Source organism: Burkholderia sp. Ac-20353 (genome assembly GCF_017104785.1).
GTDB lineage: Bacteria > Pseudomonadota > Gammaproteobacteria > Burkholderiales > Burkholderiaceae > Burkholderia.
In genome coordinates this window covers 1-26942 of record NZ_JAAGPL010000003.1, presented here as the reverse complement: position 1 = coordinate 26942, position 26942 = coordinate 1, and the positions used below count along the sequence as shown (strand labels likewise).

The window sequence follows — 26942 nt, the reverse complement described above, 5'->3', positions numbered from 1 at the left end:
GCTGACGAGCGAACAACGTACCGAACTGGAGGCCGTGATGCGCAAGCGTCATGGCAATGCAGCGCTCGCGCGGCGGGCACGCTGCGTGCTGCTTTGGGCCGATGCAGAGCGCCGGGTCGATATTCGATCCAAGCTTGCCTGCAATGACGCATTCATCTCGCGCTGGACCCAGGCGTTTGAGGCGCAAGGCTTGGCCGGTCTGGTCTCGTTTCATCCGGGGCGAGCCCCCAAGCAGCCGGTCGCCAAGCTTGAAGCGCGGGTGCTGGCGCGAACTCTGAAGCATGTGCCGCGCGACGGCTCCACGCACTGGAGCAGCCGCAAGCTGGCTGACGAATTGGGCGACGTGTCGTTCTCCACGATTCAGCGGATATGGCGCAAGCACGGCGTGCGCCCGCATCGGCTTGATACCCACATGGTCTCCAACGATCCGGATTTCGAGACCAAGGCGGCCGACGTGATCGGCCTGTACCTGAATCCGCCGGCGCATGCGGTCGTGTTCTGCGTGGATGAGAAGACGGCGATTCAGGCGCTGGACCGCAAAGACCGGATGTTGCCGCTGTCGCCAGGGCGGGCCGAAAGCCACGGCTTCGAATACAAGCGCAATGGCACGCTCAGTCTGTTTGCCGCGCTCAACACCAGTACCGGCGAAATCCTTGGCAAGACAGCCGCTCGCCACACCAGCGAGCAGTTCGTCGGCTTCCTTCAGGATGTGCTCGCCAGCCAGCCCCGTCGACGCCAAATCCACGTCATCTGCGACAACGTCAGCAGCCATAAGACCGATCTCGTGCAGGCGTTTCTGACCAAGCATCGGCGCGTGCATATCCACTACACCCCGACCTACTCATCATGGCTCAACCAGGTCGAGAATTGGTTCGCACGCATCCAGCGCGACGTCATCAGCCGCGGCGTCTTCACTTCCATCAAAGACCTCGACAAGAAGCTCATGCGTTACATCCGTCAGTACAACAAGGACCCGAAACCATTGCAGTGGACCTACAACGATCCAACTCGCCGCATCACCACCAATTCTTCTGATTCAATGGACTAGGTACTGGACATTGCATCGACCTGCGACTGTGCCCGGATGCATGGGCTGCCTCAAAGCGTGCGCAAGAAGATGAACACCTATTGCGGTGAATTCGCGCGTTCGTCGGATACGCGAAGTTGCGACCACGAGAACAAATGAGTGAAGAAGCGGATTTACAAGGACAGGGCCGCCGTACTCATAGGCACCCGCACTAGATCGGCAGCGTCTACAATCGAGTACGGCGACATGTTTATCTGCAACGCATGGTCCAGACAGAATACAAGGCAGCAATCACGCGGCTCTGTCCCGCTGTCCGTGAGATGCCAAGAACTCCATGCAGTACCGACCGCGTATATGAAAATCAGCTCACAGCGATCTCAGGAACGCCAGAAGTTCACGATTGACCGCTGCAGGCTGCTCCTGTTGAATCCAGTGCCCGCAGTTTGGAAGGATGACCGTTCCGCGCAAATCGGTTAAATTCTCCTTCGCACGGCGGATTGATTCCTGTCCCCAGATCGTCACAATATCCCGGTCGCCGCCGATATATAGCGCGGGGACGGTGATGGGCTTGCCCTGGTACTGACCAAGCAGTTCCCAATCGCGATCACCGTTCATATAGTAATTAAAGGGACCAGTCAGCCCACCATATTCCAGCTCAGCCACGCAGTAGTTGAGAGTTTCGGCATCGATCCACGCTGGCAGCACCTCCGGCACTTCCAGAACACTGCCCATCCCCTCCGACCGCGGCACAGACATAGCAGCACGAACGAACCCACGGACCATTTCGTCGGGCATGTTCGTCAGATCCACGCCCGCAAGCTGTGGCGGCAACGGACGATCCGCCGACAGACTATAAAACGAGGCGGACAACCAGGCACGCAGATCCTGCTCAGCCTCCTGTATCGCGGCCGAAGCATGAAGTGTGAAGTATTCGTGATAAAACATCCGGTCCGGACCAGCCAATTGCTCGCCCGCTTCGCTCAACCGGATCTCGCCGAACGGGCTCCCCGGAAGACCAACCAAGCCGCGCGCCCCAAAGGGAACACTCATCCCGACAACCGCGCGAAAGACGTCAGGTCGAGTCCACGCCGCGGTCCAAGCGACGGGGGCGCCGAGATCATGACCAACAATCACGACAGACGTCTCGCCCAAGGCCTTGACAACGTCGGCGCAGACGTCGACCAGTTCAGTTACGCCATAGGCCGTCGGATCGGTTGGTTTCGACGACCGGCCGTATCCTGGCATATCCATCGCGACGGCGCGAAATCCTGCGGCGGCGAGCGCATCGAGTTGATGCCGCCACGAATACCACGATTCCGGAAACCCGTGACACAGCAGCACCATAGGCCCCGATGATCCGGCAATCCTTAGATGGATACGCTGCCCGTTCGCCAGGACGGTCCGCTGAACCCAGTCCCTATTACTCATGGCCATTTCTCCTCGATGATCTCCTATTCCGCCTGCGCCCCCCCGTACATGAACCGTTTGAAGCACCGAGCGGAATTCTTTATGTATCAGACCAGCACCCGATCGTCACAGGTTTCACCATGACGACCAGGCGCTGCACACGGCCCGTTCGACCGAGCTAGACCAAGCTGTTATTTATCGGTGCTGTAGTGCACCGAGCCGCCTTTCAGATAACGGACCTGGTCGATCCCCTGCTTCTCCGAGCACATCTTGATCAGGTTCTGGAGGGTCATGGCATCGAGGACGGAGTGGAACTTTCCTTCGTCGTCGAAATTGATATTTCCGCCGAAGACGATGAACAGAACAACTGTGTCCTCGGTGTTCGTTTCCGGGACGACAAACGTGTGCACCGATGCAGCCGGCTCATAGAGATAAGAGCCTGCCGTCTGCGGCTGGTCGCGATACTCCGCGTAGTACCACATGCCGCTCAGCGTATATCCATGCACTGCGCCGGTGTGATAGTGGGCCGGCACGACGGCGCCAGGAGAGAAGATACCGAGCACGGCCGATACCGCGCCCTCCGGATCCGCCAGCAGCGCCTTGAAGTGAACTCCGGGACCCATAGCATCCTGCATCACCGGAAGGTCATTGACGTTGAGGGTGAGCAGTTGGTCCTGCGGAAGTGAAAAAACGGGCAATTTTTCTGCGGTTTTGACGTTCATAGTTGCCTCCATAGGCTTTGATTGTTTTGGGCAACCCGCTAATGGTTGCCCTCAGACATACACGTACGTTTTCGCTCGAACTTACCGGGCGTGGGGATGGACGACGATCTTTACGTCCTTTTCGGGGTCGCCGAGCCTGGTAAAGGCGTCCGGCACACCGTCAAGCCCGACATGCCCTGTGATGAGCGCATCCACCTTCAACTCGCCCGATGCGATATACGTGAAGGCTTGAACGAATTCTTCAATACTGAAGGCGACGCAGAAGACAAGGTCTATTTCTTTTAGGATTGCATAGGATGGTTGAAAGCTGTCCTTCTCCATGCAAAGACCAACGACCACGACCCGCGAGCATGGCGCAGCGCCTGCCAGAATCTGCTGAATAATCCCGGGGGCGCCCACGCACTCGAACACGACCGAAGGACGGAAGGCTGCGCCTGGGAACATCGGGGTCTGGCGACCCAGACGGTTGGGGTCTGATACAGCGGCAGCCGAACGCCACGATTCATATGGCGATACTTCGCGTGGATCGACCACAATGTCTGCCCCAAGCTCGGCGGCCATCGCGCGACGCGCTGGCGAGAAATCCGCTGCGATGATCGGGCCAATACCGCGCATCTTGAGCACCGCGATGATCGCGAGTCCGATTGGACCGCAACCGATCACGATAGGTACGTCGTCGGAACCGAGATTGCCACGGTTGACAGCATGCAATGCGACCGCCACCGGCTCAGCAAGGGTAGCGAGATCGTCGGACACGTGATCCGGGACCGGAAGAAGCAGAGGCTCCGACAACAGCATGTATTCGGAAAAGCCTCCAGGAGTGTCCAGACTTCCGAATCCTAGCGTGACCGGTTCTGGGCGAATGAGGAATGGGGCCGAGACGACGCGGGTGCCCACTGGGATAGTGCCCTGACAGCCTGGGCCGTACTCGACCACTTCGGCGCAGATCTCATGACCGAGCACAACAGGCGCATCGAAATCGAAGAGCTCGACGCCGGCAATCTCCCGCGCTGCCGCGAGTAGTTGCGCACCATGCTTGCAGCAGTGCAGGTCGCTTCCGCAAATGCCGCACGCGAGGGTCTTGACTAAGACTTCGCCGGTGCTGGGCCGGGGACGGGGTACGTCGGCCACGCTCAGGGTCCCTTGACGCATGACAACAGTGCGCATCGTCATCGCGGACTCCTGCCTACGTACTCACTGACCGATTTGGGTAAACCACGACCGCATGGGACGCAGGTTCCCTCCTTGCCGCAGGCGCCGGTTTCCCGGACAAAGCTGCGAATTGTCCTGAAGCTCATGCCTCGCTCCTCTCCAGTGGAATCTATATTTGACGCCATCTTCATGCCGTGGCGTTGATGAATGATGGCGCTTCTCGTGGAGAGCAAACTTGACTTCTCGCGAAAATAATTTATCTTTTGACGACTATGGCTGACCTGATCCGCGGCACAGCGCTGCTCCACTTCGCGAGTTTGGTATCCGACCTCGGTGGCAACCCGGACGCGGTCGCGCGTGGTTGCGGCATCGATCCGTCGGCCGTGGGTGATCCAGACCGATTCATCACCTATTCAGGAATGGCTGCATTGATGGGCGCAGCGGCACGCGAGTTGAGCTGCCACGACTTTGGCATGCGTCTCGGCCGCAAGCAGGGGATTCAGTTCCTCGGTCCAGTTGCGGTGCTCTTGCGGCACTCTGAGACCGTCGCCGACGCACTCGAGGGCGTCTGTCGCTATCTCAAGGTATTGGCGCCCCCCGATGTCGCTGAACTGCGACGCGGAAGGCACACGGCGACTTTTTCGTATGCAATTTCCCTGCGGCAACTCGCGCACAGGGATCAGATGATTGAGAAGACCTTCTCCGTCACGATGGAAGCGTTCCGGCTCATGCTCGGTGGGGAATTCGTCCCGCTCAAAGTCACCTTGCAGCATCCCCGCATTTCTTCTCCGGAGAGATATCGCGAGGTGTTCGGTTGCCCGGTCCAATTTGAGGCTGAAGAAAACTCAGTGCAATTTCCCATCGACATGCTGGACAGGCGGGTCCCGGGGCGGGACGCTGCAGCGCTGGCACTCGCCGAGAACTACCTCGCTTTAGCCGAGCCAAGAGTCTCGATTGTCGATCAAGTGCGCGAGACAATTCACCATCTGCTGAAAATCCGCCGTGCTACGCTGTTGACGGTCGCCGATGCAATGGCACTACATCCACGTGTGCTACAAAAACGACTAGCAGAAACAGGCACGTCTTTTGAAGAAATTCTCGATGCCGTGCGCCGTGCGTTGTCCTGGGAATTGTCGGCTACTGGCATGCGTGTCTCGCTGATCTCGACAATGCTTGGCTACTCCGAGCAAAGCACCTATGCACGTGCCTGCCAGCGCTGGTATGGCATTTCACCGCGCCAACTGATTGCACAGCGCCGAACCGCCACCGCCTTCGAATCCACTACTGAAGTCTTCTCCCTGCCGTCAGATCTGTTCCGGACTGCGGAAGAGACTGACGAAGCAGGCAGTGCTCGATAAACGTAACCGTTCCCTGCGTATTTTCTCCGACAGATCATCTGCAGCAGGTCGAGCATGCGGCGACTCTGCCGGCTCAACGCGGCGTGCGACGCCTTTTGGCAGAATATACAAGCGGCGACGGCAATGAGCCGGCTACCCCCGGACCCGCCTGGATAGCACGCAGAAGAAGGCCTACCGAAAACTCGATGATGCTGTCGAGATCCAGCTCGCTCTCCTCACGCGGTATCACTTCGGCCAGCATCAAGGCGGCGATTCCATGTTCCAGCCCCCAAGCCGCATGTGAGAGTAGATCGAGTTGCTCGTCCGGCCAACCATGTTCGCCCGCGAGCGTTCGTATGGCATCGGTAAAAAGACCATAGGATTCAGAGGCCGCTTCGCTAAGCTCTCCTTGTTCTCTGAATTTTCGCAGTCGAGGGCTGATCATCATATCGAACAGCCCTTCGTTCTTGCGAGCAAATCGGACGTAACTCATCATCATCTGGTACGCCCGCGTGAACGAGTCGTGGTTTGCAGCAGCGATCTTCTTACGTTGTGCGGCCAGTTCTCTGAATCCGCTGGCCGCAATGGCGGCGAGCAGGCCCTCTTTGCCTTCGAAATGTTTGAAGGGCGCGGCCTCGGATACACCAACGCGCCGTGCCACCTCCCGCAAGCTCAGTTCCTTGGCACCATTCTCTTCGAAAATCAAACGCCCCTCCTTCACCAGGGCTTCCCGCAACCCGCCCTCCTTCTTGTTCGCATCCTTGCTCTCGATGATTTTCGGCACCGCTGCTCCTGCGAGATCAAATGAATGGCGACACTCCCACCGAAGCCATCCATCTTGAGGATGGTCAGTTTGGTCCGATAGACAGCGCTATCGCCAGTAGCCATTAGGGTAAACAATGTTAGCAGATCACCGGGTTCCCGAGTAAGCTGGTTAACACTGTTAGCTAGTGGAATTGCAATGAACGATCGTTCCCCGCGTCGCTCGCCTTTGTGTGCGCACGCGCTCCTGCGCACCCGAAACAGTCCACGGCGCCTCACGTCTTATTCAGCAAGTCAATCGATCAACGAGCCGTATCCAGAACAGTCGGCGCATGGGTTTGTTTACTGCTCGAGCCGTCATCTTTGCAGATGCAACACCCGCCCCAACATCCGGGATGGTCAAACCAACATGAGAGACACGCAACAAGTGCACGCATATGGTGATGACCTCACACGAATGACTAGGGTATCGCGTTGACCCCTTGCGCCCTCTCAATAGCTTGAAAGTTTAAGAGCACAATCGACGGTCTTTAGGCTCAGCGGACATACCAGTCCCCGACAGCACAATATTCTCGTCTCTAGAGAAATTAGATAAGGAATACGAAATGAAAACAGTGGATTTTAAGAAAGATGGCGCCGTAGGTGTCGTCACAATGTGTAAACCGCCGCACAATCTTCTGAACAACGCCATGCTTGCAGACCTCGCTGATGCGCTGCAGGCGAGCGTCGAGGAAGGCTGCCGTTCGATACTACTGCGCAGCTCGATGAGACATTTCTGCGCCGGGGCTGACCTCGATGTGATCTACGAGGAGCGTCTGAGCGACGACAGCCTCTATCGTCTCTGGAAGCAGTTAGAAGAGGTGCCTGTTCCGGTCGTCGCAGCGGTGCAAGGTGCTGCGCTTGGAGGCGGACTCGAGCTGGCGATCATGTGCGACATGATCATTGCGGCCGATACATCGACCTTCAGCATGGCAGAAGCCTCGCTTGGGCTGCTGCCGCTCCTTGGCGGCGTCCAGAGGATGGTTCAGCGTGTGGGGCCAGCACGCGCAAAGGAACTCGCGATGTTTGGGCGACGACACGATCCGCGTGCAATGGAACGCTGGGGAGTCGTCAATCTGGTAACTCCCGAGCAGGAACTTGCCGCGGTATCTATGTCTTGGGCACGACAGCTCGCCTCCGGGCCGACGATCGCATACCGTTGTATCAAGAAAATGGCAGACCTCTCGGCACGCGGCGGCATCCAGGCAGCTGACGCAAGGCAAACAGAAGTCAATAACCTCATGTGGAGCTCCGAAGATCAAAAGCGCGGCCTCGCGGCATTCGCACGCGACGGCCGCCCTGCGACCGCAGTATTCGAGGGAAACTGAGAATGAACGCACCGCTTTCCGGAATCAAGGTCATCGACTTCACGCGCGTGCTCGCGGGGCCCCATTGCACCAAGCTCCTTCGGGATCTCGGCGCAGACGTCATCAAGATCGAGCCGCCAGCGGGCGACGTGGGCCGGGCCGGAGTACCGCACGTAGGCCCTATGTCGCTTTACTACGTGCAACAGAACGCAGGCAAGCGCAACATTAGCCTTGACCTGAACTGGCCAGAGGCGAGGGAGATTGTCGCCGATCTGTGTAAGGGCGCGGACGTCATTGTCGAGAATTTTCGTCCAGGAACCCTTGCGAGGTTCGGTCTCAGCTACGACGAAGTGTCGAGGACAAACAATCGGGTCGTATATGTTTCCATGAGCGGATACGGGCAGACCGGCCCGTGGCGCAACCGGCCCGCTTTCGCGCCAACCATTCAGGCGGAAACCGGCCTCACCGCAATCAATGAAGAGCATTACGGATCCGCTCTGACCGAACTGCTGAACGACTCCTGCAGTCATGCGGATCTCTATACGGGCCTCCAGGGCGCGATCGCGGTCCTAGCCGGACTGCAGCATCGCGAGCGTACTGGCGAAGGTCAACACGTGGACGTTTCCATGGCTGCCACAATGCTTTCGGTCAACGAGCGTGCTGGCGCGCTCATGTCGGGTTTGGACGTGAATGACGAACCTTACGCGCTCAGTGCAGCAGACTCTCCCGTGTTCGCCCTACCCGACGGACGAAAACTCACGATTGCCTCGAGCCCCGTGTTTTCTCCGATCTTTTTGAGCTACTGCGCCATGATGCGGCGGATGGACCTGATGTCGAGGCCGGAGTACGCCACGCCCACGCTTCGACGCAAAAACATCGCTTCGTTGCTCGACGAAGTACGCTCCTGGATCCTCACCTTCAGTGACCTCGATGAGCTTCAGGCGCAAGTAAGCGAGGCTGGGCTCGCTATCGGCGAGGTCCGCACGACTGAGGAATTCACCGATTCGGAGTGGGCGTCACATTGGGGAGCAGTTGTCGAGGTCGATGATCGCAGCGGCGGCAAGGTGCGCATGCCTGGAGTTCCGTGGAAATTCAGCAAGGCGGCACTGCCAGAACCGGGTATTCCGTACTTCCAGGGCGAATGCAACGATGAGGTGCTCGCGTCCCAAGGCGTCCAGCACGACGAATTGCAGGCACTCCGCACCAAGGGCGTACTACGCGCGCGTCGCAGTCCGACCGGTTCCTTCGAATAGGCAAACACCATGCCTATCGATTTCACTCACAATGCCTCAGCTATCAGTTGGGTTCTGAGCGCCAATGAACCGGACACTGATTTTCCATTACAGAATCTGCCCTACTGCGTGTTCCGGCGCGCGAACACGGGCGAACCTTTCCGCGGAGGAGTGGGGATCGGTGACTACATCGTCGACCTATCCTTGCTACAGAAATCTGGATTGCTTGACGGTTTGGCGGCGCAAGCCGCCGCCGCCGGTTCACGGCCCATCCTCAATGATCTTCTAGCCTTTGGGCGTGCTGCATGGCGAGCACTGCGCCATGCTCTCTTCAACCTCTTGCATCACGTGGCGCCGCCGGCTACGGTCACGGCCGTTCGCAAATGCCTCGTGCGGCAGAGTAACGCTGAATACGATCTGCCCATCCGCATTGGTGACTACTCAGATTACTTCACGTCAATACACCACGCCCTCAATGGTGGGCGGCTGCTCGGCCCGAACTTCGAGTTGCCTCGTAGTTTTCAGTGGCTGCCCATGGCCTATCACGGCCGAGTCTCAACGATCGGTGTCGCTGGGCAGGAGGTCCACCGGCCACACGGCCAAGTGCTCGATTCAAATTCAAATTCCCCGATCTTCCGGCCTACTCGCCGACTCGACTTCGAATTGGAAATCGGCATAGTCATCGGTACTGGAAGCTCGCTCGGCGAACCGGTGGGCATCAGCGCGGCGGAAGATCACGTCTTCGGCCTTTGTCTGTTGAACGACTGGTCCGCCCGCGACATTCAAGCATGGGAGATGACCCCGTTGGGTCCATTCCAGTCGAAGAATTTCGCAACCACTATCGCGCCATGGATTGTCACCCTCGACGCCTTAGCTCCATTTCGCTCCCCGCTAGAGCGGGTCATTGAGGGACCGGATCTTCTGCCCTATCTGGATAGCGAGTACGTCCGCATTAGCGGCGCCCTCGACATTCACCTCGAGATCTCTCTAGAAACCGCAGCAATGCGAGCGGACGGGTTGCCGCCGGAAGCAATTTCCAGGACCAACTTCGTGCACCAGTACTGGACCATCAGCCAGATGGTGACGCATCACACCGCAAGCGGCTGCAACCTGCAAGTCGGTGACTTGCTGGGGACGGGTACCATCTCCGGCCCGCAGCCGAAGAGCGCGGGTGCGCTGATCGAGCTGAGTTCCGCCGGCCAACATCCACTGCGGATGACGTCCAAGGAAGAACGCAGCTTCCTCGAAGATGGCGACAGAGTCATCTTCACCGGGTGGTGCGAGCGCGCTGGGTCCAGGCGAATCGGCTTTGGAGTCAATGACGGGATTGTGCTTCCAGCAGTTGACCTGGATACCCCTGCCCAGAAACGGTACAAGTGCGAGGCACAAACATGAAAGTCGCCATCGTGGGTACGGGCTTCATCGGCCAGGCCTGGGCCATTGTCTTCGCACGTGCCGGTTGTGAGGTCTACCTCTGGGACGCCGACCCGGTCGCGCTGAACGAATCGCTGCACGGGATCACTGCCCGCCTCCAGGAGTTGGATAAGCATGGTCTCATCGATGCGAGTGACGCTCGCGGCCGTATCCAGACGCGCGCCACGCTTGAGCAGGCTGTCGAGGACGTCGAATATGTCCAGGAAAATTTACCGGAAGTTCTGGAGATCAAGGTTGACGTTTTCCGGGATTTGGACAGATTGGCACCACGGAACGCAGTGCTGGCAAGTTCTAGTTCCGGTCTACCTGTCTCGACCTTCGCGTCGGATCGCGGCCGTCTTCGAGCGCACATAGTCGATCGAACTGTTAGCGTATTGGCGCAGCTGCCGTGACACGGCCATCTGTAGTGGTCTAATTTCCTCGGACAGGTCGATAGGAGGACAATCCGGAATCGACGAGGAAAAAGAGCAAGATGACAAGAAGGCGCCGACAATTTGACGCCAGCTTCAAGCTGGAAGTGGTACGGATGGTACGAGACCAGGGGTTATCGGTCAGCGAAGTCTGCCGGTCGATGGACCTTGTCGAGACAGCCGTTCGGCGCTGGGTGGCCCAGTACGACGCGGAGCGTGCTGGAGGCCCCGGCGAGGGCAAGCCGCTGACGGCTGAACAACAACGCATTCGGCAACTGGAAGCGGAGAACCGGCAATTGAGAGAGGACAACGCGCTGCTAAAAAAAGCGTCGGCCTTCTTTGCACGGGAACTGAAGTGACTTACCGCGTGATAACTCACTTGCAACAGGAGGCCGTATCGGTCAGTGACGCCTGCCGGGTTTTGCAGGTGAGCCGCTCTGGCTACTATGCGCATCGAGGTGCCAGGCCAAGCGCAAAGAGCCTGCAGGAACAGACCCACGTCAAAGCGGCATTCGTCGCCAGCGGCGCGAGCTACGGCAGCCGGCGTGTGATGCATGCGCTGCGCAAGCAAGGGCTGCGTATAGGACGCCACCGGGTACGTACGCTGATGCGCGAAGCGGGCCTGCGCACGAGCTGGAAGCGCAAGTTCGTCTCGACGACTGACAGCAGGCATGCGTTACCGGTGGCAGAGAACGTGCTCGACCGACAATTTGACGTCGCCGAGCCCAATCGAGCGTGGGTTTCGGACATCACGTATATCCGCACGGCGCAGGGCTGGCTGTATCTGGCGGTCGTGCTAGACCTGTACTCACGCAAGGTGGTTGGCTGGTCCATGGCGCCCACCATGCCGGCCGGACTGGTCATGTCGGCGCTAACCATGGCGCTGCAGCAACGCCGGCCAGCGCCAGGACTGGTTCTGCATTCGGACCGGGGCAGCCAGTACGCGAGCGATGAATACCAGGCCTTGCTCAAGCCGCATCACGTGGTTTGCAGCATGAGCCGCAAGGGAAATTGCTGGGACAACTCGGTAATGGAACGGTTCTTCCTGAACCTTAAAATGGAACGCGTGTGGCAGCGTCAGTACGCCAACCACGACGAGGCACGGTGCGACATCAACCAGTACATCGTCGGTTTTTACAATGCCGTACGCTTGCACTCGACTTTGGGCTATCTGAGCTTCCCCTGAAATTTCGCCTTCCAAGAGGTCGTGTATAAACTCGACGCAAAGGAAGGAATCAGGCATGTTCAAGGTACCGAAACAGTCGTACACGGCAGAGTTCAAGTTGGCCGCCGTACAGCGGGTCAAGGATGGCCAGGGAGTGGCCGTGGTGGCCCGCGAGTTGGGCATTTCTGAGCAGACGCTTCGCAACTGGGTGAAGGGCGAAGCGTCGGGCAAGCTCAACGGCGCCGGAGCGAAGCCGGTTACGCCGGAGCAGATGGAACTGTCGCGTCTGCGAGCGGAGAACAAGCGCCTGCAGATGGAGCTTGAGATCGCAAAAAAAGCGGCAGCATACTTCGCGAAGGACCTGCTGTGAGGTATGCCTGGATCGACCGGCAGGTCGGGCAATATCCGCTGTCGTCGTTGTGCTACGTGCTGTCGGTCAGCGTGAACGGTTATCGCGCGTGGAAGCGCGGCGGTAGACCGGGGCGAACGCGATTGACGGACACGCAATTGCTGACGCTGATCCGGACGGTGCACGCCGAGGTTAAGGGCGCATACGGCTCGCCACGCATGACCAAGGAAATCCGTGATCGAGGCTTTCCCGCCAGCAAGGAGCGCGTGGAACGGCTGATGCGTGAGAACGGCATCCGAGCCCGGCACAAGCGCCGTTACCGAGCGACGACCGATTCGAAGCACAAGCTGCCGGTTGCGCCGAATCTGTTGAATCGCGAGTTCACGCCCGCCGAGCCGAATCAGGTGTTCAGCTCGGACATCACGTATATCTGGACCGACGAGGGTTGGCTGTACCTGGCCGTGGTGCTCGACCTGTTCAACCGGGAGGTGGTTGGCTGGTCGATCAAGCCGCGGATGACGGCGGATCTCGTGACGGACGCGCTGACGATGGCGTGGTTCCGCCGCCGACCCGCGCCGGGCGCACTGTGCCACTCGGATCGGGGCAGCCAGTACGCGAGTCACGAGTTCCAGCGCAAACTGGCCAGCTACGGTATGCGCTGCTCGATGAGCCGCAAGGGAAATTGTTGGGACAACGCTCCGACGGAAAGCTTCTTCAACAGCTTGAAGAACGAGCGGGTTCACGCCACGCGCTATCGGACGCATCAGGACGCGAAGGCCGATCTGTTCGAATACATCGAAGTGTTTTACAACCGCAGTCGTCGCCATTCGTCTCTCGGCCTCGTTTCTCCGGAGCAGTTCCTTCGGGACTGGATCAAGGCTCAGCAGACCAAGGATGCGGCTGCATAACTCGGGACCGTTGGAAGGCGAAAAACCGAGGGAACCTCAATCTGTCGCCCGCCGCCTACGAGGCGAAACCGACAGTGAAAGAACCTATCTGCCTGTCCGAAATAAGTTGACCACTACAATCTCACAATCGTAAGCCACGTCACGAACGCATCGTTGGGATCTGATGCAAAACTAGTGCGGTCGTGAGTCGCCAGTAGTTGCTTTGCAAATGGGTGCCCACCGAGCTGTTGGATGCCTGGTTTGCAAAGTTCTGCGGCTCGACGCGCTGACGCTGGTGCGTCTCCCACACCGGCATTCGGCAGGTAAGGTTATCTGGGAGAAAACAATGAAATTCGAAGCAGTGCTCACAGCAAAGACAGAAAAAGCGATTTCGACTGGCGCGCGTCGATGGGAGCGCCTCTTATGGAGAAGCGAATGAGCGGGACCATGAAAGCAACCTGGTACGAGCGAACCGGCCCCGCCACCGATGTGCTGGTGGTGGGCGAGATGGCCCGGCCCGAACCGGGACCGGGCGAGGTATTGGTGCGCGTACGAGCCTCGGGGGTAAATCCGTCCGACGTGAAAGCCCGCGCGGGCACGCGCGCTGGCGGTAGCGGGATGCCCTTTCCGCGCGTCGTGCCGCATAGCGACGGCGCAGGCGTGATCGAGGCCTGTGGCGCGGGCGTGGACCGCTCTCGAATCGGCCAACGAGTATGGCTGTGGAACGGGCAATGGCGGCGACCTTTTGGAACCTGCGCTGAATACGTTTCGCTGCCTGCAAAACAGGCCGTGCCCATACCCGCGGGCGTGGACGACGCCACAGGCGCCTCGCTCGGCATTCCAGCACTCACCGCCGCACACTTGGTTTTCAGCGACGGTCCAGTGCGTGGGCAGACCTTACTAATCAGCGGCGGCGCCGGTACTGTGGGTATTCTAGCGGTACAGTTGGCGCGCTTGGGCGGTGCACATGTCATCGCAACAGCACGGCCGGGCGCAGACACTGAGCGCGTGCTTGCCGCCGGCGCGCATCACGTCGTCGACTACGCGAACGAGGGACTTGACGCGCGCGTCCTAGAGGCTAACAGAGGTCGATCGGTGGATCGTATCGTCGAAGTGGAGTTTGGACTGAACATCGATGCAGATGCGGGGATTATCAAACCTCGGGGCCACATCGTGACGTTCGGATCCGCTTTGCGCCCCCGTCCGGAACTGCCGTTCTACCCACTGATGTTCAAAGGTGTACGGCTAGAATTCGTCCTGATCTACCTGCTGGATGACGTGGAACGTGCCCAAGCGATCTCGCACATAAACCAGGCGCTACAATCCGGAGCGCTGACGGTGCCCGTGCACGCGCGCTTCTCCTTGGCGAACGTGGCCCAGGCACACCAAACCGTCGAAAGTGGACGTCGCACGGGGGTAGTGATTGTAGAGATCAACTAACCGAAGAATATTCGTCGGTGCATCTGCGCCATTCGCCAGATCGGATACTCCACTGCTTCGCGGAGAATTTCCACTTCCATCGTCTTCTTTCCCAGCAGCCGCTGGAGCTCGCGAATCTGCTTCATCGCTTCGGCCAAGTCCGAGGCCGGCACGACCTGTTCGCCGGCACTGACTGCCGACAGGCTTCCATCCTGATAGAGCTCGCGCCAGGCGAAGACCTGGTTCGCGTTCACCTGATGGCGACGGGCAACCCCTGAAACCGTGGCGCCAGGCTCGAAGGTCTCGCGCACAATCGCGAGCTTTTCTTCGACAGAGCGCCGGCGGCGCTGCTCCGGCTGGGTCAGAACTTCGACGGGTTCTACGTTGTGACTAGGCTTAAAATCGGGTAAGGCCACGGCGTTGCCGCCGCGGCCTCCCCTAAGAACCGTACGTGCAAGTTTCCCTGCATACGGCTCAAGCATTCCAAAAACCGCACACGTGTGCGACCGGCGCCCGCAAGCTGACGCCTGCGCATCGCATTGCCAAGGTTCTTCCGCTGCAGCGGAGGGCGCAGACACCGCGAACGGTGCTCTCTCATGCTTCCCTCTATGGAGTCTTTCGACAGCTTTGCGCTGGAACACCGGACGGAAGTCGGCCCGCTTTCGCGTAGGGTAATGTTGCAACCCCTATCCAGACCGTTACAGCCCAGCATTCGCTTTTTCCGCCTTCTCATACCCGCACAGTAGTCAACGATTCGCCTTGCGGTCTATCTGCCACGTGGGCAACTGTACGGGCTTACCACGTTCCCGTTTCATCACACGACCGGGTTAGGGCCCGCCTTTTCGCCGGCGGGAGTTTTGACGACGTGCTCCGACCTATGAACGGAGCAACCACCCGCGCACCTGTTTGGTTAATGCCTGACAGCAGCTTTGGCACCGTTCTTCTGACGACGTTTATCAGCGGTTCACATGTGTTACCCATACCGATCAGCCTTGCGTCTCAGCCCCGTCGCTGCTCAGAGCCTCTATGCGTCGCCTCGCGGCGGCACATACAGTTGGACTACGTTGCCGGAAAGGCTTCATCCGCCATTGTTACCAACGAAAGATGCTTTCCTAGGCTACCGCTGGTCGCACAGCGGGTCCGCTATCGTACGAACGCGTTCGCGCGACTGGACAATGATGAAACGGACGTGCACTGCGCTCGCCAGTCAGTGACGAGCCTCATGCTTCGTGTCGCACCATAGGCAGAAGACTACCTCATAATTTAAGCGTTACCCCATGTCCGGTATTCGCGGGGGCCGGCCCAGGTTCCGGTCGGCACGAAACTAGAGCGTCCTTCTGCAGGCAATACGTTCTGGTTTGTCGCCGTTGGTCTTAGTGATCACCAAATTGAGGTTCCTACTATCTCGCCACCTGACGCTCATGCAATATTGCGAAGCTCCCGCCGAAGTATCTTTCCCACCGTCGATTTCGGAAGTGCATCCACGAACTGGATAATCCTTGGTACCTTGTACGCCGCCATGCCGGCCCGACAGTGGGCAAGCAACGCTTCTTCAGTCACATCGGCTCCAGGAGCCTTGATGACGAACAGCTTGACCGCCTCTCCTGTCTTCTCGTCAGGCACGCCGATGCAGGCGCACTCGGCAACGCCGAAAAATGTGGTAGCTACCGCTTCCACTTCGTTCGGGTAAACATTGAAGCCCGAGACGATAACCATATCTTTCTTGCGGTCGACGATCTTCAGGAAGCCCTTGTCGTCGAAGATGCCGACATCGCCAGTGCGGAAATAGCCGTCCGCGGTAAACACTTTGGCGTTTGCCTCCAAATTTCCCCAGTAGCCGTACATCACCTGCGGTCCCTTGACATGGATCTCGCCAGACTCCCCAACACCGACATCCTTACCCTCGTCGTCCAGCAGCCTGACGTCGGTGGAAGGTAGCGGCAGACCAGTGCTACCAGTGAAGTCACTTACGAACTGCGGGTTAAGCGAAACGACAGGCGAAGTCTCCGACAATCCGTAGCCTTCACGGATGAAGCTGCCCGTTATCGCCTTCCACCGCGCCGAGATGATGTCGATCACCGCCGCCCCGCCGCCGACGGAAAGTTTCAGTCTCGACCAGTCCACCTCCTTCAGGCGTGGATGAGCAACCAGGCCAGCGTACAGCGTGTTGACACCCGAAAATACCGTCGGCCGTGCGGCCTTCAGCACATCGATAAGGCGATCAGCCTCTCGCGGGTTGGCCACGAGCCAGTTTTCGGCGCCCACGGAGAAGTAGGTCAGGAAATTCACCATAAGCGCGAAGATGTGGTAAAGCGGGATCGCAGTAACGACAACCTCCTTGCCGGGCCGCCGGGCATCCGGCATGAAGGCTTTGAACTGCTCGATGTTGGCAATGAGATTGCGATGCGACAACGCCGCGCCCTTCGAAAGACCGGTCGTGCCACCGGTGTACTGCAGGAAGAGCAAATCCGTGCCGCGCACCTCCACAAGATCAAGTTCGAGCTTCTCACCCAGGCTGATTGCTGCTTGCAGAGTGATTCCTTCGCATAACGACTCATCGATGGTGGGCACTGTATTCGCAGAGGCGCCGTTGTCGGGCCCGGCCGTGATCATGCATCTGACGCCCGTCTTACCAACCACTTGCGCAAAGGTGGATGTTGAAGCGCTGTGGACAACAATTACTTCGGCGCCCGCGTCGTTAAGCTGATACTCGAGCTCCCGCGCCGTGTATAGCGGATTGACGTTGACCTGAATGCCACCGATTTTCGCGATGGCGATGAAGGCGATCGGAAACGACAGCAAGTTCGGCAGCATCACGGCCACCCGATCCCCCTTTTTCACGCCGACAATTTTCTGAAGGTAAGCGGCGAATGCAGAAGAGAGGCGATCGATATCGGCATAGGTCAACGACCGGCCACCGGCACGGAAGGCTGGTTTGTCAGCGAACTGCCGCATTGCCTCCTGCAGCAGCACGGTCACGGACGGATAGCGATCGGCGTCGATCTCCGGGGGGATCGAGCCGTACGACTGGATCCAGTGTCTGCTGCTCATTTTGGTCTCCATAGACTTCATGCGAAAGCATCATACCGTCGGGCCCGCTACCACACTGTTCTTGCTTGGGACAACCTCGGACGGGAACCGCCCGAGGTTGCAGACTAAAGATGCGCAAACCCAAGTTACGCTCGCGCATGCTACTATATAGTTTGTATATTCACAACACTATACAACATGCATAGTAAATTAAAGGGCACTCCAAGTATCGGCTCGAGAGCAAAAACATAGACTCGATTCCGAAAGTGGCGCACTAGGAATTCGAGGAACCCCTGCCGTTCGAGCCAGCTGACGTGTGGGTATGGCGTCTCTTCTGGGTAGCCGTGACGATGAATGTTTATTTCGCAGTCGCAGCGATAGCACGGCTACTCAACCAATTCCGGGACGGACCAGCCTATGCACCGTGTCGGGGCCCGACGCGAAGTTTCCGGTCATGGCCAGATGAGCAGACGCTGCCCGGCCGCCAATCCGTGACGGCTGGGTGCGGCCCTTTAGGGAGCTCGAGGTGCTACTGATGCAGGCGACCCCGTAGGCGCCAAGACACCTGATTACTATCGGATTTGCGAGGCAAATTTCCCGATTGGTCCGCGACTATCGAGATCCATCGGCCTTCTCTTGAGCAGTGGCTTGTACAATATTGAAATGCCAAACAAAACCTACGGTCAACTTTGCCCAATGGCCCGGGCATTAGACGTCCTCGGCGATCGTTGGACGCTCCTCTTGATCCGCGAACTCCTGCTGGGTCCGAAGCGGTTCAAGGATCTGCTGGCGATCATGCCTGCCATGGGCACAAACCGGCTGGCCGAACGCCTGGTAATGCTGGTGGAAAGCGATGTCATCCAACCGACCAAGTCGCCAGCACCGGCTTACGAACTGACGGAATTGGGCGAACAATTGCGAAAGCCACTGATCGCACTTGGACTCTGGGGTCTTCGCCTGCCGGTCGACGAGCGCATCGATCCTTCCAGTGCCCGGGCGGAACTCATCGCACTGTGCTTGGCGGGCTCGAGCGATCCGGCGTCAAGCGCAGGAATGCAAGCGCTGTACGAGTTCCATGTGGGGGCGGAAGTTTTCCATGTCCCGGTGAACGACGGGGAGGTGCTGGTCCGCTCCGGTCCCAGTGCGGTGCTCGCCGACGTCACGGTACAGTGTGACATGGAAACGTTCATGGCGCTCGCCCTGCACCAGGTCACACCTGCACATGCGCTCCGCGAGGGGCACGCAACCCTGCTACACGGAAGCCGAAAAGCGTTCACGCAGGTTTTCAAGGTTCTCGAATACAAGCCCTGATGCGTCGGCCCGACCTGCATGCATCCGCGCAACTGGTCTTTCTGCCCTCCCTCCTTACCTCGTCGCGAGACCACCGACCGGTGGTCTCGCGCGCCGACGCTCACTCAGCGGCACGTATGGCGGTGATAGTCCCGAGGATTTAGCGGAGCGAAAACGGCCCGGTGAATGCGTCGGAGGCGCGACGTTCGCGCCGTTGCCGCTCCGCTAGAAATTCGTTGAGCTCCGATCCGCTGCCGCTTGCTGTGAGAGTTGAAGCGGCGCAGTAACCGTTACGACAGTCGGCTGCGGCGATTGATGCGCCGATACGGGAGGATGCAGACCCACCCCGCGACAGGATTGCCCGGTTACCGCGTTCGGCGAACGGGTCAGGAAAGTGCTGGCGCGCCCACATAATCTGCGTCGAATGTCTGCTACCTGCGCCCCACCCCCGCGCACCGCCGAACGGTCCAAGAGACCCACATCCCGATCCGCCCAGGATGTGCGGAGCGCTCGCCCCTTTAACAGTCGGATCGACCCATCCCGGAAAACGGGAGCAAAATCAAGAGTCCCCGATGCCTGACGAGATGCTGCGGTTGTCAGCGCACGGCTGGCCCGAGTTGTCGGAATGACGTGCCGTGGACGCCGTCCTGCAAGCGTTCGCCTACTCCCAGACACGAACGGACGCTATCAGTCGGCGAAGTCGTCCGGTGCAAGTCGCGCCTCCTCAATCCCGGCACGATCCGTTCGACGAATTCGTCGAGCTTACCGCTTGCTGCCTATCTCGACCTCTTCGGTCCCCGAAAATTATGACCCGAAGATTTTCTACGGAAGGCTGACCGATCCAGATCAGTCGCGCCACGACAGTCAGCAAACGATTCTTCGAGGTGAGAACCTCAAAGGTCGATTTTGCTGCGCTCACGTGCCAGCGCGCTCGCTGCCGCAGATAATCTCGGTGACGCGAGGATCTCATCGGCCAGAGAGGAATCGTCCGGACAAGCTCTGGACATGACAATTGCGCCTACTACGTGCGCCAGCATATCGAGGGTCTTAGCCCGCTGCCGGCCTGAGTCGGCACAGTCCGACGGTGCATCCTCATCGCTCACCGCGACCAGTAGGCTCTCGATTCCGGCCGCAAACGTGGCCTGAACTGCCTCTGGCTGACGCGCAACATCCCCACCCAACGCGGCCATCGTACAGCCGGTCGCGCGAGTGTCGCGATGTTCGCGTGAGAGATATTGCCGCACGAATTCCGATGTGGCCAAACCGGCGGAGCGCTGCCGTCTGCGCAAGGCTGCTGGCCGCCGCCTCTGCCATCAGGTCAGCCTTGGATCGAAAGTGCTTGTAGAACCCGCCATGAGTGAAGCCGACGGCCGCCATCAGATCCGCAACACCTACCCCATCGTAGCCACGCTCACGAAAAAGCGTCGACGCCGTCTCGACGATGTGTGCTCTATTCGCCTGGGCCTGGGCCTGGGCCTGGGCCTGGGCCTGGGCCTGGGCCTGGGCCTGGGCCTGGGTGACCTTCATATCGAGAAGACTCTTCATTCATACCTATTCTGCCAACAACATTATACATTGATGTCAACCATAATCAAAACCATTGACATCACTGATGATGACCATCATCATTACCTCGACACGACTCCAAAGAGAATTTGATGATGAGTGACACCCATCTGACCGCACCGACGCAATTCGTCGAAGTTGACGGTGACAGGTTCGCCTACCGCCGCTGGGGCAACACGGCCACCGGGCAGCCGCCGTTGTTCTTCGTGCAGCACTTCCGTGGCGGTTTAGACCACTGGGATCCACTGCTGACAGACGGTCTGGCTGCGGGCCGTGAAGTAATCCTCTTCAACGGGCGAGGTGTCGCATCGTCCACTGGTACGCCACGCAATCGGATCGAGGATATGGCTGACGACATCGCCCTGGTGATTCAGGCGATGGGTTTGTCGCTGGTCGATCTCCTGGGCTTCTCGATCGGCGGCTTTCAAGCGCAAGAAATCGCACTTCGTCACGGGCCATTGGTGCGCAAACTGATCCTGCTGGGTACCGGGCTGCGTGGCGGCGATCCGAAAATGGAGCCCAGGGTGCTCGAAGTCGCGCCGAATCCGGTGCCAACCGCCGAGGATTTTCTTTACCTGTTTTTTGGCCGATCCGAAGCTGCAATGCAAGCCGGGTTGGCCTTCTGGGAACGCCGCCATCAGCGCGCTGATCAGGACCCAGCCAGTTCCGCGGCAGTTGCCCAAGCGCAGATCGAGGCGCATGGCACATACCTGCGAAGGGTTCCGGAAGAGAGCCCGTATGCGTATCTCAACGCGATCACGCAGCCAACTCTGATTCTCAACGGGGTGAACGACGTAATGATCCCCACCATCAACTCTTGGCACCTGTCGCAGAACATCCCAAATGCACAGTTGTTGATCTATCCGGATGCCGGACACGGCGCGCAGTTCCAGTATCCCGAGCGCTTCCTCAAACATGCCATCCAGTTCCTGGACGAATGAGGCGCGAGCAATAACTCCTCTGACTGACCCTATACATCCACGCAGCAGGCATCTGATGACCGAAAAAACGCTTTTCGAATCCTATTCCCTTGGCTCCTTGACGCTGTCTAACCGTATCGTCATGGCGCCATTGACTCGCAATCGCGCCGACGCCGGTCTAGTGCCAAGCGACCTGGCCGCTACTTACTATGCTCAGCGCGCATCTGCCGGCCTGCTAATCACCGAGGCCACGCAGGTCTCGGCGCAGGCCCAGGGCTATCAGGACACCCCCGGCTTGTACACGCAAGCGCAGATCGACGGCTGGCGAAAAGTCACCGGTGCTGTGCACGCGAAGGGCGGCCGAATCTTCGTCCAGTTGTGGCACGTCGGACGCGTCTCGCACGTCGATCTCCAGCCTGAGGGCGCCGCGCCAGTCGCGCCATCGGCGATTCGTGCAGAGACCAAGACGTTCGTCAATAACAGCTTTGCAGACGTGTCCGAGCCGCGCGCGCTTGAACTCGATGAGTTACCGGGAATCGTGAACGACTTCCGCCAAGCTGCAGCCAACGCAATCGCCGCTGGCTTCGATGGCGTGGAAATTCACGGCGCCAACGGCTATCTGCTGGAGCAATTCATCAAGGACGGTGCCAACCAACGCACCGATGCCTATGGCGGCTCGGTCGAAAACCGCGCGCGGCTATTACTGGAGGTCGTCGCCGCAGTATCGAAGGAAATCGGTGCCGACCGCACCGGTGTGCGCATTTCGCCGGTTTCGCCGGCAAATGGCATTTCGTGCAGCGACGCGCAACCGCAGTATGACTACATTGCCGAGCAACTCAACGAGTTGGGCGTCGTCTACCTGCATGTCGTCGAGGGCGCCACGGGGGGGCCACGCGACGTGGCGCCGTTCGACTACGACTCGCTGCGTAGCCGCTTCAAGAAAACCTACTTGGCTAACAACGGTTACAACCTGGAGTTGGCCAACGATAGACTTGCCGAGGGCAAGGCGGACCTATTCGCCTTCGGCCGCCCGTTCATCAGCAATCCGGATTTCGCCGAGCGCCTAAAAATCGGCGCGCCGCTGGCGGTGCTGAACCCGGCCACGCTCTATGGCGGAGGAGCCGAAGGCTACACCGACTACCCGACGTTGGCCGAGGCTGACGCCGCGTAAGCATGTCGGGGCCATACCGGGCACGGTACGCGCCCCGGACCGTATGTCGCGCCATCGCGGCACCACTTACACTTCGCTGGAGAGCAGCACATGTCCACCCACCCTACCGTTCTCATCACCGGCGCCTCCACAGGCATTGGCGCTACGTACGCCGAGCGCTTCGCACGACGGGGCCATAACCTCGTGCTAGTCGCGCGCGACAAAGCTAGATTGGACTCGCTCGCCGCACGCCTTCGCGTGGAAAACACAGTCGCTGTCGATGTGCTTAAGGCCGACCTGACCAAGCAAGCCGATCTGGCTGCCGTCGAGGCGCGTCTTCGCGACGACGCCAGCATCAGCATTCTCATCAACAACGCCGGCATTGCCCAGTCGGGCGGCTTCGTTGAGCAAACGGCTGACAGCATTGAGAGCCTGATCACGCTTAACACCACTGCGCTGACGCGACTGGCCGCTGCCATCACGCCGCGCCTTGCACAGTCAGGCGGAGGCGCAATCGTCAATATTGGCTCGGTCGTGGGTCTGGCGCCGGAGTTAGGCATGTCGGTCTATGGTGCGACCAAGGCCTTCGTGCTCTTCCTGTCGCAGGGCCTGAATGTCGAGCTCTCGTCGAAGGGGGTTTACGTGCAGGCAGTGCTGCCCGCAGCCACGCATACAGAACTTTGGGAGCGCGCCGGCATCGACGTCAACACGCTACCGGAAGTAATGGAAGTAGGCGAGCTTGTCGACGCGGCGCTGGTCGGCTTCGACCGTCGTGAACTGGTCACTATCCCGCCGCTGCACGTTGCCGAGCGTTGGGACACGCTAGACGCCGCACGTCACGGGTTGATTTCCGACCTCCGTCAGGCGCACGCCGCCGAGCGCTATCGGACATCCTCATGACCACTTCGATGCATTAATTTCAAACTCCCGATCCATTCAGCATAGAAATGCCATGGGTCAGCCGACGGTAATCCCGTTCGGTGCAGGGTCGGTTCGCGGAATCGGAGGTTCGGTCGCCAAACGATTCGCGCGCGAGGGTTATCACGTCATCGTGACCGGACGGACCCTTGGCAAAATCGAGGAAGTGGTTGTGGAGATTGCTGCGTCACAGGGCGGCAGCGCCGAAGCGATAAGGCGCAAGTGATCGCCGCATTCGACTACGCGATGAACGCAAAGCCCAGGCGCGAACCAGTAGACGCCATCGTGTCCAACTCAGGTAGCAACGGGTTCATCGATTTCACGGTACTGACTGCAGCGCCGTTCGCGGATTTCTTGCTCGTGGGTCGTTACTCCGGCCTCCTAGTCGAGAGGCTGCACGCCTACTGGGTTCTGCTGGCCCATGGCACAGTGATCTTAACAGGTGCGTTTGGAATGCGAGGCAAGCCCGGGTTGCGCATCTTGTCGCAGCAAAGGCGGGCCTACGCATGCTCTTCGAGCATACCCCAACCCCTCGATTACGGTCCAAGCGGGATTCACGTCGTCCCTGCCATCAATGACGACGGTAGCCGATGCACAGCGGTGCACCTCAATGCTACCGCAGCTGCCTTGAGGTCGGGTGAGCGAGTTGTTGTTCCTCAACGTCGCACCGTCGTCGGCGCTCGGTCACCGCGTGACCGATTTGATCAGCCAGCTGGGCAGCGCCATCGTAGGCCGCGCGTCACCGACATCAACGCTCGACGTCCAAGTCCCCTCGCTTCCGACTGACCGCCGCAAACGTGCCCCCTGGTGTCCGCCATTTGTTTTCCGTGCATGATTCCGCACGTGACGTCCGAGGACACACATGGACCGCGTCGCAGCCGATCGACCGTCTGCAGTTTGTGCGACAGCACCCGCTTCCATTCAGGAAGCGAGCGGCATTTCTCTTGCTTGGGTGAAGAGCGCCTTTGGGTAATGACCAGGGGCACGGAAAACCTTGGCCACCGAACCTCGATTTCGGTCACGAATCCAGCCATATTTCACTATACATTTTATATAGTTGTATGGCACAATGTTCGCAATGAGTAAACGGAGCTGCAACCGAAGCAGCGCGGATTTCAGGACCCGAACAGCGTGTGAGCCAAGCATATGATCGATACGCATCAGACAGCCCAAACCCGATTAGTTGATGTCGGCGTAGATCGACTCGCCTATCGTCGGTGGGGAAATACCGAGACGGACCAGCCTCCATTGTTACTCCTCCAGCACTTTCGTGGAGGCATGGACCACTGGGATCCGTTAATGACCGATGGCTTGGCGGAGAGCCGAGAAGTTATCCTCTACAACGGTCGCGGGATCGCGTCGTCGTCCGGTCAGCCCCGCAATCGGATCGAGGACATGGCCGACGATGCAGCGGCGTTCATCCGCGCACTTGGTTTGAAGCAAGTCGATGTCCTGGGTTTTTCGCTGGGTGGATTTCAGGCGCTAGACCTAGCCTGGCGCCATCCCGAACTGATTCGCAAGCTCATGCTGCTGGGCACCGGTCCGCGTGGCGGTAATCCGGATATGGAGCCATTGGTATTGACAACGGCACCGCGGCCGGTGCCCGTCTTTGAAGACTTCGAATACCTGTTCTTCGGACGTTCTCAGGTAGCCCGGCAGGCCGCGCGCGAATTCTGGCAACGTCGCCACCAACGCGTCGACCAGGATCCGCCTACCTCGCCAAAGGTCGCGCAGGCGCAGATCGAGGCGAACATGCTATATCTGCCGAGACTGTCAGAGGAAGACCCCTTTTCCTACCTGCGAGAAATCAAGCAACCGACCTTCATCCTCAATGGTGTAAACGACGTGATGATTCCGACTGTCAATTCGTTCTACATGGCGAGAAATATCCCGAACGCGCAGCTGTTCATCTATCCGGATTGCGGTCACGCCGCGCAATTCCAATGCCCGCAGCGCTTCCTGTACCACTCCGTTCGATTTCTCAGCGAGTAAAGTCCCCCTTCCCGAACCGGTCTCTTGATTGAAAAGAGCGGGTTCATGTTCAACCACACAAACACCGCCCGCCATGTTCAAGTTCAAGCTCCTGTTGTGGCTCTTCACGAAACTGTTGAAGAAGCAGGTCAGGAAGAATCCCAATTGTGCTAGGTACATTGAAGGCAAGGATCTGGTATTTCAGATCCGTACTGTTTCCGGAATCGGTCGGCACTTCGTGATTCAAGATGGCGCTATCCGCTCCTTTTCCGGTTTGGCTGCGCATCCTCGGTTCACTCTGACTTTCAAAGATGCCGCCAAGGGTTTCGAGATCCTGTCGAGCAAGGAAAGCCAAGCAGCATTTCTGAAGGGGCTTGGCAGCAGAGATTTAGTCATCAGCGGCGACTTCCTGGAAGTGATGTGGTTCCAGGGACTGACTGCGTTCTTGCAGCCGCTGAAAATTACCTCTCCATATGACCGCACTGCCTTTGAGTGAGTGACTCATTGTCTATGCAGAGCAAGGCCTACGGTCAACTTTGCCCGATGGCCAGGGCGCTGGACGCCTTGGGCGAACGATGGACGCTGCTGCTGATCCGCGAGCTGCTATTGGGACCAAAACGCTTCAAGGATTTTCTTGCGATCCTGCCCGCGATGGCGCCCAACCAGCTCTCCGCGCGCCTCTCTATGCTGGTGGATAGTGGGGTCGTGCAATCTATCGAGCTGCCAACGTCGGCTTACGAGTTGACGCTACCAGGTGAACAGCTTCGGAAGCCGCTGATTTCGCTTGGTCCCTGGGGCCTGATTTTGCCGGTCGACGAGTGAATCGATACTGACACAGCACGTGCAGAACTCATCGCATTTTTCCTGACCTGCATGAGCAATCCGGCCGCAAGCGCGGGCCTGCAGGCGTCATACGAGTTTCATGTAGGGGCGGAAGTCTTCCATATCCTCGCGAGCGACTGTGAAGTGCTGGCGCGCTCCGGTCGAAGTTCTACGCCTGCGGACGTCATGGTCCAGTGCGATCTGGAAACCTTCATTGCTCTGGACTTGCGCCAGATCGCGCCGGCGGCCGCCCTCCGAGAGGGTCGGGTTAATCTACTACAAAGACAACGAAACATATTCATGCAGGCATTCCGTGTGCTCGAATATTGTCCTAAATTCCGCGAGTTTCCGGCTCAACTGCATTCCAACCCAGCGGTTTTTTACCATGATGGAAAAATCTCTTGAAGTAGGCTTGCTCAATCAGCCTCTGCGCTTGCCGAATGGCAGTGTGTTACGCAATCGCCTCGCCAAGGCGTCCATGAGCGAGACACTTGGCACTTACTAAGATTTCCGAAAGAAATGTCACATAGCCGCGTATTGGCATTCGGGTTGGCGAAAGAAGGATTTCACCAGCGCGGGCAACTTTTGGATTCGGCGCAAAGCGCCGATGGCCAGCCGTTTCATCT

At 58.9% G+C, this 26942-nt stretch carries 23 protein-coding genes and 2 pseudogenes; 18 read left to right on the top strand and 7 right to left on the bottom strand.

The window, feature by feature from the left end:
- The first annotated feature begins 37 nt into the window (after positions 1-37).
- A complete protein-coding gene (locus G3N94_RS00975; protein ID WP_241021483.1) occupies positions 38-1048 on the top strand; it encodes an IS630 family transposase in 1011 nt (336 codons plus the stop codon).
- A gap of 345 nt (positions 1049-1393) precedes the next feature.
- Here G3N94_RS00975 and G3N94_RS00970 read toward each other — a convergent pair whose 3' ends face one another.
- The 3 genes from G3N94_RS00970 to G3N94_RS00960 all read right to left on the bottom strand — a co-directional run bounded on the left by G3N94_RS00970 (position 1394) and on the right by G3N94_RS00960 (position 4329).
- Complete coding sequence (locus tag G3N94_RS00970; RefSeq protein WP_205790020.1) at positions 1394-2455, bottom strand: alpha/beta hydrolase; 1062 nt, start codon at positions 2453-2455, stop codon at positions 1394-1396.
- Positions 2456-2625: 170 nt separating this feature from the next.
- Positions 2626-3156, bottom strand: a complete 531-nt coding sequence (locus G3N94_RS00965) for a 2,4'-dihydroxyacetophenone dioxygenase family protein (RefSeq protein WP_205790019.1) — start codon at positions 3154-3156, stop codon at positions 2626-2628.
- Between the two features lie 81 nt (positions 3157-3237).
- Positions 3238-4329 (bottom strand): zinc-binding dehydrogenase, encoded by a 1092-nt coding sequence (locus G3N94_RS00960; protein ID WP_205790017.1) that lies wholly within the window; start codon positions 4327-4329, stop codon positions 3238-3240.
- Positions 4330-4580: 251 nt separating this feature from the next.
- Here G3N94_RS00960 and G3N94_RS00955 point away from each other — a divergent pair, with 251 nt between their 5' ends.
- Positions 4581-5666 (top strand): AraC family transcriptional regulator, encoded by a 1086-nt coding sequence (locus G3N94_RS00955; protein WP_205790015.1) that lies wholly within the window; start codon positions 4581-4583, stop codon positions 5664-5666.
- Positions 5667-5739: 73 nt separating this feature from the next.
- Here G3N94_RS00955 and G3N94_RS00950 read toward each other — a convergent pair whose 3' ends face one another.
- Complete coding sequence (locus G3N94_RS00950; RefSeq protein WP_205790013.1) at positions 5740-6429, bottom strand: TetR/AcrR family transcriptional regulator; 690 nt, start codon at positions 6427-6429, stop codon at positions 5740-5742.
- A gap of 583 nt (positions 6430-7012) precedes the next feature.
- Here G3N94_RS00950 and G3N94_RS00945 point away from each other — a divergent pair.
- From G3N94_RS00945 to G3N94_RS00915, 7 genes are all read left to right on the top strand, one after another.
- Entirely contained in the window at positions 7013-7774 is a 762-nt protein-coding gene (locus G3N94_RS00945; protein ID WP_205790011.1) for an enoyl-CoA hydratase/isomerase family protein, read from the top strand.
- A gap of 2 nt (positions 7775-7776) precedes the next feature.
- A complete protein-coding gene (locus G3N94_RS00940; RefSeq protein ID WP_205790004.1) occupies positions 7777-9006 on the top strand; it encodes a CoA transferase in 1230 nt (409 codons plus the stop codon).
- Positions 9007-9015: 9 nt separating this feature from the next.
- The gene (gene fahA / locus G3N94_RS00935) at positions 9016-10380 is read left to right on the top strand and encodes a fumarylacetoacetase (RefSeq protein WP_205790002.1); all 1365 of its coding nucleotides are present in this window, start codon (positions 9016-9018) and stop codon (positions 10378-10380) included.
- Complete coding sequence (locus G3N94_RS00930; protein WP_205790000.1) at positions 10377-10811, top strand: 3-hydroxyacyl-CoA dehydrogenase NAD-binding domain-containing protein; 435 nt, start codon at positions 10377-10379, stop codon at positions 10809-10811. Before fahA ends, G3N94_RS00930 begins: the two co-directional genes overlap by 4 nt.
- Before the next feature lie 80 nt (positions 10812-10891).
- A protein-coding gene (locus tag G3N94_RS00925; protein WP_205789999.1) for an IS3 family transposase occupies positions 10892-12015 on the top strand; the annotation gives its coding sequence in 2 pieces (ribosomal slippage) (positions 10892-11159 and positions 11159-12015; 1125 coding nt in all).
- A 55-nt stretch (positions 12016-12070) separates the two neighbouring features.
- Positions 12071-13251 (top strand): IS3-like element ISBcen17 family transposase gene (locus G3N94_RS00920; RefSeq protein WP_205789997.1). Its coding sequence is split into 2 segments (ribosomal slippage): positions 12071-12323 and positions 12323-13251, totalling 1182 coding nucleotides; the frame shifts between segments, so codons are not numbered across the junction.
- Between the two features lie 426 nt (positions 13252-13677).
- Positions 13678-14670: an NADPH:quinone reductase gene (locus tag G3N94_RS00915; protein WP_205789995.1), complete on the top strand. Its 993-nt coding sequence runs from the start codon at positions 13678-13680 to the stop codon at positions 14668-14670.
- Between the two features lie 44 nt (positions 14671-14714).
- Here G3N94_RS00915 and G3N94_RS00910 read toward each other — a convergent pair.
- Positions 14715-15065, bottom strand: a pseudogene (locus tag G3N94_RS00910) (transposase); the annotation flags it as partial.
- Between the two features lie 1003 nt (positions 15066-16068).
- The gene (locus G3N94_RS00905) at positions 16069-17700 is read right to left on the bottom strand and encodes an AMP-binding protein (RefSeq protein WP_205789993.1); all 1632 of its coding nucleotides are present in this window, start codon (positions 17698-17700) and stop codon (positions 16069-16071) included.
- A gap of 627 nt (positions 17701-18327) precedes the next feature.
- Here G3N94_RS00905 and G3N94_RS00900 point away from each other — a divergent pair.
- Entirely contained in the window at positions 18328-18990 is a 663-nt protein-coding gene (locus tag G3N94_RS00900; protein ID WP_241021475.1) for a winged helix-turn-helix transcriptional regulator, read from the top strand.
- A gap of 872 nt (positions 18991-19862) precedes the next feature.
- On the opposite strand, the pseudogene G3N94_RS00895 reads toward G3N94_RS00900, so the two are convergent.
- Positions 19863-20412: pseudogene (locus G3N94_RS00895) on the bottom strand (helix-turn-helix domain-containing protein).
- Positions 20413-20630: 218 nt separating this feature from the next.
- Here G3N94_RS00895 and G3N94_RS00890 point away from each other — a divergent pair.
- The 8 genes from G3N94_RS00890 (at position 20631) to G3N94_RS00855 (ending at position 26721) form a co-directional block, all read left to right on the top strand.
- Positions 20631-21476 (top strand): alpha/beta hydrolase, encoded by an 846-nt coding sequence (locus G3N94_RS00890; RefSeq protein WP_205790153.1) that lies wholly within the window; start codon positions 20631-20633, stop codon positions 21474-21476.
- A gap of 55 nt (positions 21477-21531) precedes the next feature.
- Positions 21532-22626: an alkene reductase gene (locus G3N94_RS00885; RefSeq protein WP_205789991.1), complete on the top strand. Its 1095-nt coding sequence runs from the start codon at positions 21532-21534 to the stop codon at positions 22624-22626.
- Positions 22627-22716: 90 nt separating this feature from the next.
- On the top strand, positions 22717-23505 hold the full coding sequence (locus G3N94_RS00880; protein WP_205789985.1) for an SDR family oxidoreductase: 789 nt from the start codon (positions 22717-22719) through the stop codon (positions 23503-23505).
- A 52-nt stretch (positions 23506-23557) separates the two neighbouring features.
- The gene (locus G3N94_RS00875) at positions 23558-23749 is read left to right on the top strand and encodes an SDR family NAD(P)-dependent oxidoreductase (protein ID WP_205789983.1); all 192 of its coding nucleotides are present in this window, start codon (positions 23558-23560) and stop codon (positions 23747-23749) included.
- Positions 23750-24669: 920 nt separating this feature from the next.
- Entirely contained in the window at positions 24670-25515 is an 846-nt protein-coding gene (locus G3N94_RS00870) for an alpha/beta hydrolase (protein WP_205789981.1), read from the top strand.
- Between the two features lie 115 nt (positions 25516-25630).
- Positions 25631-25990 carry a helicase gene (locus G3N94_RS00865; RefSeq protein ID WP_241021474.1) on the top strand — a complete coding sequence of 120 codons (360 nt, stop codon included), beginning with the start codon at positions 25631-25633 and terminating at the stop codon, positions 25988-25990.
- 14 nt (positions 25991-26004) lie between these two features.
- Positions 26005-26316, top strand: coding sequence for a helix-turn-helix domain-containing protein (locus tag G3N94_RS00860; protein ID WP_205789977.1), 312 nt, complete (start codon positions 26005-26007; stop codon positions 26314-26316).
- Positions 26317-26367: 51 nt separating this feature from the next.
- Positions 26368-26721 carry a hypothetical protein gene (locus tag G3N94_RS00855; protein ID WP_205789975.1) on the top strand — a complete coding sequence of 118 codons (354 nt, stop codon included), beginning with the start codon at positions 26368-26370 and terminating at the stop codon, positions 26719-26721.
- Positions 26722-26942 lie beyond the last annotated feature (221 nt).

What these genes read in the sequence shown, in the direction of transcription:
- G3N94_RS00975 (WP_241021483.1), top strand. Translation starts at nt 38, where the DNA reads ATGCGCAAGCGTCATGGCAATGCAGCGCTCGCGCGGCGGGCACGCTGC.
- G3N94_RS00970 (WP_205790020.1), bottom strand. Translation starts at nt 2,455, where the DNA reads ATGAGTAATAGGGACTGGGTTCAGCGGACCGTCCTGGCGAACGGGCAG.
- G3N94_RS00965 (WP_205790019.1), bottom strand. Translation starts at nt 3,156, where the DNA reads ATGAACGTCAAAACCGCAGAAAAATTGCCCGTTTTTTCACTTCCGCAG.
- G3N94_RS00960 (WP_205790017.1), bottom strand. Translation starts at nt 4,329, where the DNA reads ATGACGATGCGCACTGTTGTCATGCGTCAAGGGACCCTGAGCGTGGCC.
- G3N94_RS00955 (WP_205790015.1), top strand. Translation starts at nt 4,581, where the DNA reads ATGGCTGACCTGATCCGCGGCACAGCGCTGCTCCACTTCGCGAGTTTG.
- G3N94_RS00945 (WP_205790011.1), top strand. Translation starts at nt 7,013, where the DNA reads ATGAAAACAGTGGATTTTAAGAAAGATGGCGCCGTAGGTGTCGTCACA.
- G3N94_RS00940 (WP_205790004.1), top strand. Translation starts at nt 7,777, where the DNA reads ATGAACGCACCGCTTTCCGGAATCAAGGTCATCGACTTCACGCGCGTG.
- fahA (WP_205790002.1), top strand. Translation starts at nt 9,016, where the DNA reads ATGCCTATCGATTTCACTCACAATGCCTCAGCTATCAGTTGGGTTCTG.
- G3N94_RS00930 (WP_205790000.1), top strand. Translation starts at nt 10,377, where the DNA reads ATGAAAGTCGCCATCGTGGGTACGGGCTTCATCGGCCAGGCCTGGGCC.
- G3N94_RS00915 (WP_205789995.1), top strand. Translation starts at nt 13,678, where the DNA reads ATGAAAGCAACCTGGTACGAGCGAACCGGCCCCGCCACCGATGTGCTG.
- G3N94_RS00905 (WP_205789993.1), bottom strand. Translation starts at nt 17,700, where the DNA reads ATGAGCAGCAGACACTGGATCCAGTCGTACGGCTCGATCCCCCCGGAG.
- G3N94_RS00890 (WP_205790153.1), top strand. Translation starts at nt 20,631, where the DNA reads ATGAGTGACACCCATCTGACCGCACCGACGCAATTCGTCGAAGTTGAC.
- G3N94_RS00885 (WP_205789991.1), top strand. Translation starts at nt 21,532, where the DNA reads ATGACCGAAAAAACGCTTTTCGAATCCTATTCCCTTGGCTCCTTGACG.
- G3N94_RS00880 (WP_205789985.1), top strand. Translation starts at nt 22,717, where the DNA reads ATGTCCACCCACCCTACCGTTCTCATCACCGGCGCCTCCACAGGCATT.
- G3N94_RS00875 (WP_205789983.1), top strand. Translation starts at nt 23,558, where the DNA reads ATGGGTCAGCCGACGGTAATCCCGTTCGGTGCAGGGTCGGTTCGCGGA.
- G3N94_RS00870 (WP_205789981.1), top strand. Translation starts at nt 24,670, where the DNA reads ATGATCGATACGCATCAGACAGCCCAAACCCGATTAGTTGATGTCGGC.
- G3N94_RS00860 (WP_205789977.1), top strand. Translation starts at nt 26,005, where the DNA reads ATGCAGAGCAAGGCCTACGGTCAACTTTGCCCGATGGCCAGGGCGCTG.
- G3N94_RS00855 (WP_205789975.1), top strand. Translation starts at nt 26,368, where the DNA reads ATGAGCAATCCGGCCGCAAGCGCGGGCCTGCAGGCGTCATACGAGTTT.